The sequence below is a fragment of the Methylotetracoccus oryzae genome, assembly GCF_006175985.1.
In the GTDB taxonomy this organism is placed as follows: Bacteria; Pseudomonadota; Gammaproteobacteria; order Methylococcales; family Methylococcaceae; genus Methylotetracoccus; species Methylotetracoccus oryzae.
This window is the reverse complement of sequence record NZ_SRSH01000030.1, coordinates 1-13061: the sequence shown is the minus strand read 5'-3', so window position 1 is coordinate 13061 and position 13061 is coordinate 1. Positions and strand designations below refer to the sequence as shown.

General features: G+C 64.9%; 13 protein-coding genes. 4 read left to right on the top strand and 9 right to left on the bottom strand.

Translation table 11 applies throughout. The features are described from left to right. From BWR02_RS20245 to BWR02_RS20210, 9 genes are read right to left on the bottom strand one after another with little or no spacing between them, the layout of a single operon-like run. The gene (locus tag BWR02_RS20245; protein WP_139559724.1) at positions 1–1089 is read right to left on the bottom strand and encodes a phage late control D family protein; all 1089 of its coding nucleotides are present in this window, start codon (positions 1087–1089) and stop codon (positions 1–3) included. Positions 1090–1101: 12 nt separating this feature from the next. Further along, on the bottom strand, positions 1102–1275 hold the full coding sequence (locus tag BWR02_RS21015; RefSeq protein WP_162560262.1) for a hypothetical protein: 174 nt from the start codon (positions 1273–1275) through the stop codon (positions 1102–1104). Between the two features lie 18 nt (positions 1276–1293). After that, entirely contained in the window at positions 1294–2334 is a 1041-nt protein-coding gene (locus BWR02_RS20240; RefSeq protein WP_268921432.1) for a CIS tube protein, read from the bottom strand. Positions 2335–2344: 10 nt separating this feature from the next. Beyond that, the gene (locus tag BWR02_RS20235) at positions 2345–2848 is read right to left on the bottom strand and encodes a phage tail protein (protein ID WP_139559722.1); all 504 of its coding nucleotides are present in this window, start codon (positions 2846–2848) and stop codon (positions 2345–2347) included. Beyond that, positions 2848–4431, bottom strand: coding sequence for a phage tail protein (locus BWR02_RS20230; RefSeq protein ID WP_139559721.1), 1584 nt, complete (start codon positions 4429–4431; stop codon positions 2848–2850). Before BWR02_RS20230 ends, BWR02_RS20235 begins: the two co-directional genes overlap by 1 nt. 23 nt (positions 4432–4454) lie before the next feature. Then, the gene (locus BWR02_RS20225; protein WP_139559720.1) at positions 4455–4901 is read right to left on the bottom strand and encodes a phage tail protein; all 447 of its coding nucleotides are present in this window, start codon (positions 4899–4901) and stop codon (positions 4455–4457) included. A gap of 28 nt (positions 4902–4929) precedes the next feature. Beyond that, the gene (locus BWR02_RS20220; protein WP_139559719.1) at positions 4930–6687 is read right to left on the bottom strand and encodes a phage tail sheath family protein; all 1758 of its coding nucleotides are present in this window, start codon (positions 6685–6687) and stop codon (positions 4930–4932) included. 48 nt (positions 6688–6735) lie between these two features. Then, on the bottom strand, positions 6736–7533 hold the full coding sequence (locus tag BWR02_RS21010) for a hypothetical protein (protein WP_162560261.1): 798 nt from the start codon (positions 7531–7533) through the stop codon (positions 6736–6738). Continuing rightward, the gene (locus BWR02_RS20210) at positions 7533–8165 is read right to left on the bottom strand and encodes a Pvc16 family protein (protein WP_201276348.1); all 633 of its coding nucleotides are present in this window, start codon (positions 8163–8165) and stop codon (positions 7533–7535) included. The genes BWR02_RS21010 and BWR02_RS20210 overlap by 1 nt, the downstream gene beginning before the upstream one ends. Positions 8166–8653: 488 nt before the next feature. On the opposite strand from BWR02_RS20210, the gene BWR02_RS20205 reads away from it, so the two are divergent. The 4 genes from BWR02_RS20205 to BWR02_RS20190 all read left to right on the top strand — a co-directional run bounded on the left by BWR02_RS20205 (position 8654) and on the right by BWR02_RS20190 (position 12955). Further along, the gene (locus BWR02_RS20205) at positions 8654–8902 is read left to right on the top strand and encodes a hypothetical protein (protein WP_139559717.1); all 249 of its coding nucleotides are present in this window, start codon (positions 8654–8656) and stop codon (positions 8900–8902) included. A gap of 305 nt (positions 8903–9207) precedes the next feature. Next, the gene (locus BWR02_RS20200) at positions 9208–10827 is read left to right on the top strand and encodes a class I SAM-dependent DNA methyltransferase (protein ID WP_139559716.1); all 1620 of its coding nucleotides are present in this window, start codon (positions 9208–9210) and stop codon (positions 10825–10827) included. A 2-nt stretch (positions 10828–10829) separates the two neighbouring features. After that, positions 10830–12116 (top strand): restriction endonuclease subunit S, encoded by a 1287-nt coding sequence (locus tag BWR02_RS20195; protein ID WP_139559715.1) that lies wholly within the window; start codon positions 10830–10832, stop codon positions 12114–12116. Between the two features lie 164 nt (positions 12117–12280). After that, the gene (locus BWR02_RS20190) at positions 12281–12955 is read left to right on the top strand and encodes a hypothetical protein (RefSeq protein WP_139559714.1); all 675 of its coding nucleotides are present in this window, start codon (positions 12281–12283) and stop codon (positions 12953–12955) included. Positions 12956–13061 lie beyond the last annotated feature (106 nt).

The window sequence follows — 13061 nt, the reverse complement described above, 5'->3', positions numbered from 1 at the left end:
TCAGCTGGCCCCCAGGTAGGCGCACTCGCCAACGAAATCGGTCCGGTACCCGTCTCGCAGGTCGTAGCGGTGGCAGGCACTGACCACGTAATAGGTGTTGTCGAAACGGGCGCCGAGCCCGCTCAACGAGACATGCGTGCCCACCCGCAGTTGGGCGTTGCCCTCGGTCGTCCCGTCCACGCGCAGGAAGCGGCGGGCGCGCTGGTCGAAGGCGGCCTGGGTCAACGCGGCCGCTTCGCTGTCGGCACCGACCGCGAAGTGGCCGATGTGTTCGCTGCGCTCGCCGAAGGTATCGCGCAATACCTCGGCGCCCGGCGTGCCACGACCGGGCCCGAGATGGGCGCCCGCGCGGCTCTCACTCTTGATCGCCGCCCCGGCCGCCACATCCCAGCCCCTCACCGTGATGGCCGTGACCTGGTCGGCAAGGTCGGCGATCACGCGGGCGCGGGACAACTGGCTGTGCAGGGTGAGCTCCAGCGCACCCCGTCGCACCTCACCGCGGGGCGACACATGCAGCTCGGTGCCGACGATCTGCAGATCCGCATCCAGGCGGCTCAACAACCGCCGCAGGAAGGCGAGGTCGCTTTCGTTGTACTGCGCCCAGGTACCGGTGGGTCCGGTCAGGGCCGTTATGACCGGGGTCAGGCCCAACTCGGCCGCCACCGCGCGGACGATGTCGGCCGGGCTCTGGTCCGCGTACAGTTTGCTGCGCCGTTCGAGGCGGGCCTGCTGCAACGCATCCTCGGCGAGCACGGTCAATTCCGGCGGCGCCCCGGGCTGGTAGTCGGCCTCGAGCGCGGTGATCTTCCCGCGAAAGATCTCACGCGGCGAGGTTTCATCGCCCGCGTAGACTTCGATCGGGCCGCCGAGCCTCAAGCGCGAGCCGGCCGGAAACGCTTCTTCCGCGCCCCCGTCAAGCGTGCTGGCCCAGTTCGAGAACCGCAGTTCGAGCGCGCTGAGACCGCCTTCGCTTTCTTCCATCTTCATCTTCAACAGCAACTCCGCCGCGCGCGTGTCTTCCTCTCCGCCGAGCCGCAGCGTGGGGCGGGCGGCGTAGACGGCTTCGTCGCTGACGGACACTTCGCTCATTCGGGGGCTCCTTCAGTCGGCGATCAAGCGACGTTCGCGCTCGCGTTCGACTTCGAGCGCGCGCAGCAGATTCTCGCTCGCTGCGGCCTCGTGGCGGGGCGCGGCGGACGCATCGCTCGAGTCCTCCTGCGCCAGTCCGCGCGGCGTATCGATCTCGGCACTGACTTGATCGAAGATGATCGGCATCGTCGTCTCTCGCTGGTGTCATCCGAAGCGCAGCCGGCCTTGCAGGCCGGGACCGGCGCCGACGTCCGCTTTCAGATCGCCGCCGGTACCGCCTTCGACGCGGCCGCCCGCGGCGAACTGCACGCCGCTGCCGGTGCTGAAACTGCCGCTGCCCGACAGCAGCGGTGCGGCGTTCGGCATGGTGCCGGACACGGCGCCGGTGGCCCGCAGCTGGCCGAACGCGCCACCGGCCGACCCGGTCGAGAAACTCGCACCGGTGCCGAATCCTGCGCCAGGCGCGCCGCCGATGCTCACGCCGGCCCCGCCACTGATCCCGAAGCCTGCGCTGCCGCCGATACCGAAGCCGGCCCCGGCACTCGTCCCGGCGGTGCCGCCGAGCGAAAATGCGGCGGCGCCCTGCAGCCGCACGCTGCCGCCGACCGCAAATTCGGCGCCCGCGGAGAAGCGCAGCGACGCCGCGCCGTTGGCTGCAGCGATGGCCCGCGCGGCGCGAGGGTCGTCCAGGGCCGTGGCAACGGCCATGGGTGAGTGGGGTCGGGTGGTCACCGTCGGCGTCTTGCGCTCGTCCAGCGCGCGATCGACCGAGGCCGCCGGATTGCGGTTGCTGTCGAAGACGACATCCTGGCTGGCCAGCGTGATGTCGATGGATGATCGCAACGGGACGCCGCCCGGCGCGAAGAAATCGATGGTCTCCTTGTACTGTTCGACCATGCCGGTGAAGCGGTAGACACCCCAGCCGAACTCGACCTGCGGCGGGACCTTCTGATCGCCGGTACCCTGCGGCTTGAGCAACTTGGCCAGACCGTCGGTGACCGCGCGAATGTCTTCGCCCGTGTCGGTATTGTCGAAAACCAGCTGCATCGTCAGCTTGGCCGTGGTCTGGCTGACGTACTGCTTCTTCTTGGCGCCCTGGCCCTCTTCCTTCAGCGTGTTCTGGACCGTGTACTGCAGCGACTCCGGATTGAAGTGCACGACCACCGCAGGCTCCGAACCCTTGACGATCCGGAACTCGGCCTTCTCCAGCTTCGGGATTTCGGGAGGTGATACGGGTGCGCCCATCGTGGACTCCTCAGGCCGGGCCCATGCTCAGGCCCTCGTGGACCAGATGCAGTTCTTCCACGCCGATCTCGCTGCCCTTGGCATTCAGATCGGCGGCCTTGAACTTGACCGGTAGCGCGCGCGCCAGATTCCAGCGGATCACCGGCTGGCCGCTCGTATCCTCCAGCGTGATGTCCACCGACAGGCGGTAGGCATAGGCACCTCTCATATTGACCTGCTGAAACCAGTCCCACAGATCGCGGGTGCTGGTCATGCCGCGCTTCAGCACGACGGTCGCGAAGCTGACCCGGCCGGGTCGCTGGACGCTGCCGTAGTTCAGGCCGCCGGCCTTGATCAGCTTGGGTTCCATCGTCGCCTCGAGCCCGTTGCACTCGGCGAAGGCCCCGCTGCACAAGTCGACGGGTGCGCTCGGTTGCGCCTTGCGTCCGGTGCCGTCGCGGCGAAATTCCACCTTGAATCGAAAGACGTGCAAGGGAATCAGGCGGTTCTCCGCGACTTCCTCGGTGGCGGCCATCACGCCACCTCCGGGATGCGGTCCGCCGACGGACCGGTCGCCGCCAGATCCAGAACCACGGTGATCGTGCCGATGGCGGCGGCGGGATGGAGGCTGATCTCGGCCTTCAGCCTTCCGTTGTCGAGGTCGTTCTGGCTCATCGTGCTCCGATCGCAGCGGACCGTGAAAGCTTCGGCCGGCGTGGCACCGTTGAGCGCGCCCTCGTCCCAGAACGCGAGCAGCAGCCCGTCGAGGCTGCGCTTCAGATGGGTCCACAGGGCCGGTCCGTTCGTCTCGAACAGGTGCGCTTCGCCGAAGCGCCGGGCCGCGCGAGCGACGGCATTCATCAGTCGGCAGGTCCCGCCGGCGCGCCAATCCATCTCACCCGAGGCGGTGACGTCGGAGCGGAGCTGTATGCCGTCGGCTTCGCGGACGAACAGGCAGACGCGCTCGGCCAGGCGCTCGCTAGGGCTGTCGGGACCGAGTCCGGTCGACGGTTCGGGTTGCAGGGCGAAAGTGTCCGTGAGCGGCCGGCCACCGACCGAACGGAAGGTGCCTCGGGTCAGGGCATTGGCGGCCAACAGCCCGGCGAAGACACCATCCGGTGGCTCGATCTGTTCGGGCAGATCGCGCGAGCGCCGTGTCGCGAGCCAGGGCCACACCAGTTGCAGGCGTGCGTGCCGGTCGCGCCCTTCGGGCTGGACGGCAGCCGTCGTGCCGAGGGGCATTTGTCGGAGCAGGCCGAGTTCCGGTTCCTCCGCATCGGCCGATCCGGTCGTGCCGGTCTCCAGCGGTCGCGGTACGCCGGCCAGCAACAGCACATCCGGGCAAAAGTGGTGCAGAAAATCCAGCGCAGCCGCTATGCCGTTGCGCCAGACCGCAAAGCCTTCCGTGTCGCAGCGCGGGGCCCACAAGCGCCGCAGCGCCGAGTCGTCGCGCGGCAGGGGATCCTCATCGCTGCATTCGACGAACACCTCGGGACCCGGCACCGGCGTGAAGGCCAGTGGGGGTAGCGGCCGTTCGGCCGCACAGAGGTCCGGCAGGTCCGGCAGGCACAGGTGGTTCACCTCGGGCAGGCCATACAGATGATGAATGCCACGCCATGTACCTGGGTCCATCCGGTCGAACGGGACGGCCGATACACCCGGTTCCGCATAGACCGGGACCAGGCGCTGCAGACGCGCGGCGCGCTGGTCGGTCCGGTCACCCGGCGTTTCGGTGACGGGATACGGGTCGCCCACGCGGACGATGACCGCGCGCCTTCCACCCTGCGCGAAGAAACTGCGGACCGCGGCGCCGAGGTAGGTGGTGCAGTGACCGGAGGTGCCGGTCCCGAACGGGCGGCGTTCCCAGGCGAACAGTGCGGCGAAGGTGTCCCAGGACTCGACGACGACGGGTACGTTGTCCAGCGCTTCCACCGCCCCCGGTTCACGCCCCCACGGTCCGTTCAGCCACCCGGCCTCGGTGAGCGTCCTGGCGATCGGGGCTGGCAGCGCAGCACCCGGACGCCGCCCGACGAAACCGATGAAGGCGGCGATGTCGGTCCGTTCGGGCGCCGCCGCGCCGGCGGGTTTCGCGCTCTCGAAACGAAGACAGCTGAGCATGGCCGTTCGCTTCCCGGTCCGGCTCAGGGCGCGGTGATCTCGAAGGCCTGGGCGGAGAATACGATCTCCTCCATCGCGACGTCGCCGCCACCTTTCCCGGCCAGCGTCGGCCCGGTGTATTTCATCGGGATCACGCCGCGCAATACCCAGGACTGCACCGGGCGCTGGGCCTCGTCCAATAGCGTGATCTTCATCGTCCGCTGGGCATCGGGGCCGTTGGTCCGGCTCTGCTTGATCCAGTCGAATAGCGATTTCGAGTTGATGAGTCCACGTTTCCCGGTCACGTCGGAAACCTTGTGGATACCGGCGACCTTGCGGACGTGGTTTTCCTTTTCGTTGCCGTTGCGGTACTCGGCGATCGTGATCTCGGTCCCGATGCCCGAGACGTCCGAGAAGCCGCCGAGCACCTCGCCGCCGTCGAACTCGACGAGATAGTTGAAGGCGCCGTAGGGAGTGGTTCTGTCAGCCATGTCTGAGCTCCAAGGTTACCGGGCGGTTTCAGGATGCGGTTTCCGCGGTCTTCTGGCCGATCCTGAAGATCACGAACTCGGCGGGCTTCAGGATGGCCACGCCGATCAGACAGATCAGCCGGCCGTTGTCCAGGTCGTTCTGAGTCATCGTGCTGCGGTCGCAGCGCACGAAGAAGGCCTCGTCGGTCGTGGTGCCGAGCAGGGCGCCGTTCTGCCATTCGTTGTAGAGAAAGTCGGCGATGGTCTGCCGGACGTTGGCCCAGAGTCGCTCGCCGTTCGGTTCGAACACGGCCCATTGGGTGCCCCGATCGATCGACGACTCGAGGTAGTTGAAATACCGCCGGTCGCTGACGTATTTCCATTCCGGGTCGGAGGAGATGAGCCGGGCGCCCCATACACGGTAGCCGCGGCCGGACAGCAGGCGCAGGCAGTTGACTCCCATCGGGTTCAACAGCTCCTGCTGGCCGAAATTGACGTCGACCTCGAAGCGCAGGGCACTGCGCACGACTTCGTTGGCCGGCGCCTTGTGAACGCCGCGCTGCACGTCGTTGCGCGCGTAGATGCCGCAGACGTAGCCGGAGGGGGGCAGGGCGATTTCGCGCGGGATGTCTTCCCGGCCGGGGCGTGCGTTCGGATTGGCGACGACGACCCAGGGGTAGTAGAGCGCTGCATGGCGCGAATCGACCGTGCCGCGCAGCGTCCGGACGTTGCCCGGGATCTGCCCCGGCGGCGTGTCGAGCACGGCGATGCGGTAGGCACGGCGGGCCTCGGCATGCGAGATCAGCGCGCGCATCACCGGGCTGGCAGCGTTCGTGTAAGCCGAACTCCCGGGGGCCGCGACGATGGACACGTCTTCCAGTGCGGCAATGGCGCCGAGCGCGAGCCGATACTCGGCCTCGGTCGGTTCGCCGCCGTCGTCGCCGCCGGTCAGTACGCGAGTGCGCTCCAGCTGGCCTTGTGGATTGGCTGCGCCGCCGTTGAACAGGCCATCACGCAGGTCGATCGCACTGACGGCCTCGCCGATGCGGATCGCAAGCCAGTTTTGCAGCGCATCGGCGCGGCGGGTCGGGTTCTCGGACAACACATGGCCGATCCAGCGTGGATGCCGCCGGTCGTGGCCCAGGGCGTCCCAGGCCAGCACATTGTCATCGGCATCGCTCGCCGTGAGCTGCAGTGTGAGCAGGCGCGGATTGGCTTCGGCCAGCGTTGCGGCATCGGCCGCGGGATCGTCGGTGTTGGCCGCCGGGCGCCAGGTCTCGCCGATCTTGACGTGATGCGCAACCGCGCCGCCGGCCCCGGTGCGCAGCAGGCTGCCCTGCGGCGCACTGGACATCGTGACCGGGGATGCCGGCGCAACGATCTCGCGGACCGTGACCCGGCCGTTGCCGCCGGAGCCCGCGAAGCGGGCCACGAAACTGATCCGCTCGTTGTTCGGGCCATCACCGACGACCGGGGCCTCCGCCGCCGATGCGCCGGCGCTGCGTACGCGCGAGACGTAGAGCCTAGAACCGCCTTCGTTGAAGAAGGCCAGCACCGCATGGGCCAGGTAGTTCGTCGCCGGGACCCCGGCGGTGACGTTCAAGTCCGCATAGCCCCCATAGATGCGTTCGAAGTCGCCGTAGCTGGTCAGCAGTTCGGGCGTCTGCAGGTCGTTGTCGTTGGCGCGGTGCGGTCCCTTACGGGTAGGCCCGACGAAGGCGGTGGTGCTGGTGCCTACACCCTCGATGGACTTCGCCCGGAAGCTGGTTTCTTCGACGTACACGCCCGGGGCAAGGTATTCAGGCATGGCGGGTCTCCTTTGCATCAAGAGGGTGGTTGATCATGGCCGGACCGCTCATCGAATCCGGATCGTCAGCGCGACATGCTCGCCGCGCCGCGCGGCGATGCGGAGTTCCAGGGCCCGGCTGCGCGGCAGGGTGGCCAGCCGGCCTTCGACGGACGCGGGGTCAACCAGCGGCAACGAAGCGGGTGCCGTGCCGGAGCGGACCGCTGCGATCGGGGTCCGTCGCCCCGCCGCCGGGTCGAACGCCGCTTCGACGGTGACGCCGATCTCGCTGATGACGACCGCTTCCTCGTCTTCCGAGAAGGTCGTGACCGGAACGCCGGCCACCGGGACCAGGGCTTCGCCGCGCCAGTCGGACAGCCCGCGGGCCAGGACCTGATCGCGCGCGAGTATGCGCACCAGCGCGCCGCCCAGGGCGTCGCCCGAACGGGTCTCCGTGACCGTTGCGCGCACCGTGGCCCAGTTCGCGCCCAGGCGCGCCGCGGAAGAGGGATACAAGGGCACGTTTTCCGGCTGGAACAAGGCGTCGGGCCCAGCGGCGGGGTTGCGGGGCAGCCGCAAGGAAACGGCGAGCGGCAGATAGGCTCCCTGCGGATCGTCGACGACCAGACGCAGGGTCTGTGACCCGACCGCCGGCTGTGTTGGCGGCGCCTGGAACGCGGGCTCGTGCGCCGCCAGTGCCTGCCAGCGATGGATTACGAACAGCCCGCTGCGATTGCGTCGGATCAGGGCGCCGGGGGCCTCGACCCGGAGCGGTGCGTCGACTGGTGCCCGCGTGATGGCGTCTATGAAGCGGACCGCTCCAAGTGCCCGCCACTCGCTGCGTTCGAGTTCGCGCAGGGCGCGCATCAGCCCAGTTCCTCCCGTCCGTAGGCATGGCGTCGTGCCACGACCGGCCGGAACGTTTCGGTGTCTTCGTCGGGATCGAGCCGTACTAGTCGGGCCACGTAGGAGACCGACAGGCGGTAGGCCGGCTCCAGCGCATCCCAGATGCGCATGACGTCCTCGTTGCTCAACTCGGCCGGGATGATCTGAACCACCTCGTCGGGCCCCCAACCGGCTTCGTCCGAAAGCGAGGACGCATCGAGCACGGGAAAGCGATGCAACTGCTGCATTGCCCAGGCCAGCGTGACCTGTTCGTCCAGGGGATTTCCGGCCCAGGCGGTCAGCAGATAGTGAAGATCGAGCCCCAACGGGACGAAGCCGTCGGCCGGCGTTCCGGGTCGCCGGGTCTGACGGCTGTGCTCATTGACGGTCACGCGATACAGGTACAGCGACAAATGCGTGGTCTCGTCGATGTCGCCCGCGAGTTGCCCTCCCGAGGTCAACTCGAAACTGCAGGTCGGCATGGTTCGCCCGTCGGCTTGCTGCGGGTAAGTGTTGCGCAGAAAGGTCACGATCGAACTGCCCACCGAATGAATCGCGAATACATTGGCCATCAGTTGCCGGTTGTTGCTGCCTGCCTGATTCAGGGTCGCCAAGCGCTGATGACCTTTACTAGAGCAGAGACTGTGCCTAGTGCTCCGAGCGAACAACATCAGAGGCTTAGGCCGGCCTTCGGTGGTGTGGCCGGGGCGGCCAGGTCCCAGGCACAGGTTGACCGGCAGTGCACGATGGCGCGTGAGCCGCGGATTATTGGGCCATCGGGGTGGGGCAGGACTGCCCCGGCCCCGCGGCGATCCGGGGTATGCTAAGCGCCGAGTGACCGAACCCGGAGGCGGATGGCCGAGATCGACCAAGCCCCGGAGGTGTGCTGGAGCCGGCTGGAGTAATGGGCCGCCGGGTCTACCCCTGTTCCGTTCGCGTTTCGTTGCGTACTTCCGAGTTGGGGCGGACCTGCCCCGGAAAAAGTCGCCGTGGATGAGGCGGAGGCTCCGCCGGGCACGCCAGCCGGCCCCCCCGGCGCTGGTGTGCGCCTTGCATGCTTGAAGGCTTGAAGGCCAGTGGGTCCGATTGCCGGGAGGTCTCGATGCGCGAAGATTCCGGAGATATCGAAGCGGCGGCATCGGCCATCGCCCGCTATCTGTCACAACGGCCGCAGGCGTCGGATACGGCGCGCGGGATAGCGGAGGTCTGGCTGCACCAGCGGTACGCGCTCGCCACCGTGCGGACGGCGCTGGCGCGGCTGGAGGTGCGAGGGAAGGTCAGGGCGCGCCGGCTGTCCGGCGGAGGCGAGGGCAGCGATCTGTTGTATAGCGCGGCGAACGATAGACCTTAGGCGGCGGCAGGGCCGACGAGGTCTTTGGGCTTGAAGGTGACGCGCGCCCAAGAGCGACCGCTGTGCGCAGAATGCCGAAACAGACCGGTACTCCGGTTGATCGACGCCGCATTTCCTGCAATAAATCCGCATTCCGAAAAGCAGGAATTCCCCGAATGGATTACCGCGTCATTGGGACTTGTCGCCCCGCGTCCCGGCGCCCGGCCTGCCGGGGAACCCGTCTGCTACTTCCTCCGCTTACCTAGCGGTCGAGTCCAAGGTGGGCATTCGCCGCCGCTCGCATTTCCCTGACACCTTCGCTGACCATGCACTGGATTGCACCTTCCGAAAAAGACACCGCCAACACCACCCTCGAAAAGCGCCTGTGGGATGCCGCCGACCAGTTTCGCGCCAACTCCGGCCTGAAGGCCCAGGAATACTCGGGGCCGATCCTGGGGCTGATCTTCCTGCGTTTTGCCGATGTGCGATTCGCGGCACAGCGCGCGCAGCTCGAAGCTGAAGGCGCCTCGACGCGCCGCGGCAGCCGGGTCGAGGAGCCCGCCGCCTACCATGCGGAAGGAATCTTGTACCTGAGCGGCCTGGCCCGTTTCGACTACCTGCTGTCCCTGCCCGAAGGCGCGGACATCGGGGCACAGGTCAATGCGGCGATGCGCGAGGTGGAGAAATACAACACCCAACTCGCCGGCGTGCTCCCGAAGACCTACAACCTGTTCACCAGTAGCTTGCTGAAGGACTTGCTGAAGAAGGTCTCCGAGATTCCCGCCACGGTCGATTTCGATGCCTTCGGGCGGATCTACGAATACTTCCTCGGCGAGTTCGCCCGCACCGAAGGGCAGAAGGGGGGCGAGTTCTACACCCCAGCCAGCATGGTCAAGCTGATCGTCGAAGTCATCGAACCTTACCACGGCCGCATCCTCGATTCCGCCTGCGGTTCCGGCGGCATGTTCGTGCAGTCGGCGCGCTTCGTGACCGAGCACCAGAAGAAGCCCGCCGCCGAGCTGTCCATCTGCGGCGTGGAGAAGACCGACGAAACGGGCCGCCTGTGCCGCCTGAACCTCGCCGTGCACGGGCTGGAGGGCGACATCCGCCACGGCGGCAACGTCAACAGCTACTACGACGACCCGCACGACGCCACCGGCGCGTTCGACTTCGTGCTCGCCAATCCGCCCTTCAACGTCAATGCGGTGGACAAGGAAAGGCTCAAGGACAGTGTGGGGCCCGGCCGCCGCTACCCCTTCGGCCTGCCGCGCACCGACAACGCCAACTATCTGTGGATTCAGCTTTTCTATTCATCGCTCAATGCCCATGGCCGCGCGGGTTTCGTCATGGCCAATTCGGCCTCCGACGCCCGCTCCAGCGAGCAGGAACTGCGGCAGAGGCTGATCGAGGCGCGTGCGGTGGATGTCATGGTCGCCGTCGGCCCCAACATGTTCTACACCGTCACGCTGCCCTGCACGCTGTGGTTTCTGGACAAGGGCAAAGCCGGCACACCGCGCGCCGACACCGTGCTGTTCATCGACGCCCGCCACATATACCGACAGGTGGACCGCGCCCACCGCGACTGGTCGCACGCGCAGATCGGCTTCATCGCCAACCTGGTGCGCCTTTATCGCGGCGAATCATTGGATTTGACCGTTGGCGGCGACGAGACGGCGGCCAAGCTGGCGGAGGTCTTCGGCAAGCAGCCTGTCTACGCCGATGTGCCCGGCCTGTGCAAGGCGGCGACGCTGGCTGAGATCGAAGCGCAGGGCTGGTCGCTCAACCCCGGCCGCTATGTCGGCGTTGCGCCGGGTGAGGATGTCAGCGACGAGGACTTCAAGGAACAACTCGAAACCCTGAACGAGGAACTGGAAGCGCTGAACGCCCAGGCGCGGGAGCTTGAGCAGACCATCGCCGCGAATGTGGCGGGCATTCTGGGGGCGTAAAGATGGATTGTGTACTCAAGGACCTTATCACGGTTTCAAAAGATGGCGAGTGGGGCAAAGGCGAACCGTTCGACGATTCCGTGGAAATGCTTGCCATTCGAGGAACGGATTTCGAGGAAATTCGTTTTGGTTCCACTGCCAACACTCCCCGGCGACATATCGCAAGGCGACACGCGGAGCGAAAGGTGCTCCAGCCTTGGGATTTGATTATCGAAGCGGCAGGAGGGACGAAGAATCAAATCACTGGTCGGACAGTTCTGCTTCGCCCGCAATTGTTTTCGCGTTCCGAGTTTCCTTTTACCTGTGCAAGCTTCAGCCGATTCATCCGTTTCAACACGGAGCTATGCGATCCGGCTTTTATGTTCTGGTATCTCCAGGACCTATACAACTCCGGCGCGATGCACGCATATCACACGCAACACACAGGGGTTGCTCGTTTTCAGTGGACAACCTTTTCCGAGCGCGAACCGCTGACACTTCCCCCACTTCCTGTCCAGCGGCGAATTGCAGGCATCCTTTCGGCTTACGATGAGCTGATCGAGAACAGTCAGCGGCGCATCAAAATTCTGGAGTCGATGGCCCGCGCCCTCTACCGCGAGTGGTTCGTCCACTTCCGCTTCCCCGGTCACGATTCCGTCCCGCGCGTGGCGTCGCCCCTGGGTGAAATTCCGCAGGGGTGGGAGGTGAAGAAGCTGGGTGAAATATGCGTAGTTACAGACTACGTAGCCAACGGCAGCTTCGCGAGCTTAAAACAGAACGTCCAGTATCGGGATGAGCCCGACTACGCAATACTAATTCGAGGAACGGATTTCAACTCGGGTTGGAATGGTAAGTATGTTCATGTAACGGAAGGCAGCTATCAATTCCTCCGTAAGAGCGAACTGCACCCAGGGGATATCGTTGTCACAAACGTCGGCAATGTCGGAACTACATTTTTTGTTCCTGACCTCGGAAAGCCGATGACGCTTGGGCCGAATAGCGTGCTTGTTCGGCCCCACATGGGTACGAACTTTGTCTTTCACTATCTTCGTAGCGATGAAGGACAACATCGCATTCGCGGAATAACCTCTGGCGTTGCGCAGCCAAAGTTTAACAAGACCGAGTTCCGGGCACTGAATGTAGCTACACCCCCGCACGCTTTGCTCCAACAATTCGACAATGTTGTGGCCCCGATTCACGCTATGTCGGACAAACTGCGCGCGAGTTGCACAAATCTTCGCCGCACCCGCGACCTTCTCCTACCGCGCCTGCTCTTGGGTCAAGCTTTGCCGCTCAATCCAGTGGAATAAGCAACATGACCCAATTCTCAATACCAGTCATAGAATACAACTGCGCCCCCCCCGGAGCCGTTAAGACGCCAAAGCAACCCTTCGTAGTAAATGATCGTCAGCTTGTACTCGCGATGATTAGGTCAGTTCTAACGGTGAATGCTGGGCGAGCATCGCGAAAATACATGGCGGCCATCGTCAAGCCGACCCTAAAGTTCTTGCTTGACTGGAATCGTGCCCCTGATCTCAGCGTGTCGGCCCACTTCTTGAACGTGCTTCGTGATTTTTCGGCGACCACGCGAATTGGCGAACTAGCGCAAGGAGTGAGTTATGCCTACTGGCAATGGGAGCGTGGTTATCACTGGATAACCGATTTCGGCCCGTGGGTTGAAGGATTGCATCCCCCGTATGCCGGGACGAGATCTCCGGATTTCGTCATGCTGAATACGGCAATCAACGACTTGGCAGTAATGGAATCAAAGGGCACTGGTTCGAACTGTCACAAGTCACCAATGGGTGCTGCACTTCGCCAATGCAAAGACGCAGTTGCCCATCCATCTTTCTCGCGATCTTTCGGAAGTGTCCTAACTCTTGACTCCAAAAATCCGGGTGGAGTCGGCACGTTGCACGTTCGCGACCCTGAAAAGGCGGCCAAGGTACCGATTGAACTGAGTTACTACGTTTTTCGTCGATCATTTGCGAGCTGGTTCGAACTAACTGGCGATGAGGACATGGCAGATTGGTGCCGGCAAGAATTCGAAGTGCTAAGCGATCTTCGGCAGAGTCGTCGCCAAGTCAGTAATGACAAGGGAGAACGAGGTAACCCACTACGTGCAACTACGGCCTTAGGGAACCTCTGAACAATTCCGAGTTGACGCGCAAGGACGCATCCCGCGGAGAATCAGGCGTCGAAAATGGACTTTAGTGACGCAAATTCCGCGTTTGAGAGGGCGATTTCCGCCCGGA

Coding starts and splice junctions, on each gene's coding strand:
- BWR02_RS20245 (WP_139559724.1), bottom strand. CDS start 1,089: ATGAGCGAAGTGTCCGTCAGCGACGAAGCCGTCTACGCCGCCCGCCCC.
- BWR02_RS21015 (WP_162560262.1), bottom strand. CDS start 1,275: ATGCCGATCATCTTCGATCAAGTCAGTGCCGAGATCGATACGCCGCGC.
- BWR02_RS20240 (WP_268921432.1), bottom strand. CDS start 2,334: ATGGGCGCACCCGTATCACCTCCCGAAATCCCGAAGCTGGAGAAGGCC.
- BWR02_RS20235 (WP_139559722.1), bottom strand. CDS start 2,848: ATGGCCGCCACCGAGGAAGTCGCGGAGAACCGCCTGATTCCCTTGCAC.
- BWR02_RS20230 (WP_139559721.1), bottom strand. CDS start 4,431: ATGCTCAGCTGTCTTCGTTTCGAGAGCGCGAAACCCGCCGGCGCGGCG.
- BWR02_RS20225 (WP_139559720.1), bottom strand. CDS start 4,901: ATGGCTGACAGAACCACTCCCTACGGCGCCTTCAACTATCTCGTCGAG.
- BWR02_RS20220 (WP_139559719.1), bottom strand. CDS start 6,687: ATGCCTGAATACCTTGCCCCGGGCGTGTACGTCGAAGAAACCAGCTTC.
- BWR02_RS21010 (WP_162560261.1), bottom strand. CDS start 7,533: ATGCGCGCCCTGCGCGAACTCGAACGCAGCGAGTGGCGGGCACTTGGA.
- BWR02_RS20205 (WP_139559717.1), top strand. CDS start 8,654: ATGCGCGAAGATTCCGGAGATATCGAAGCGGCGGCATCGGCCATCGCC.
- BWR02_RS20200 (WP_139559716.1), top strand. CDS start 9,208: ATGCACTGGATTGCACCTTCCGAAAAAGACACCGCCAACACCACCCTC.
- BWR02_RS20195 (WP_139559715.1), top strand. CDS start 10,830: ATGGATTGTGTACTCAAGGACCTTATCACGGTTTCAAAAGATGGCGAG.
- BWR02_RS20190 (WP_139559714.1), top strand. CDS start 12,281: ATGGCGGCCATCGTCAAGCCGACCCTAAAGTTCTTGCTTGACTGGAAT.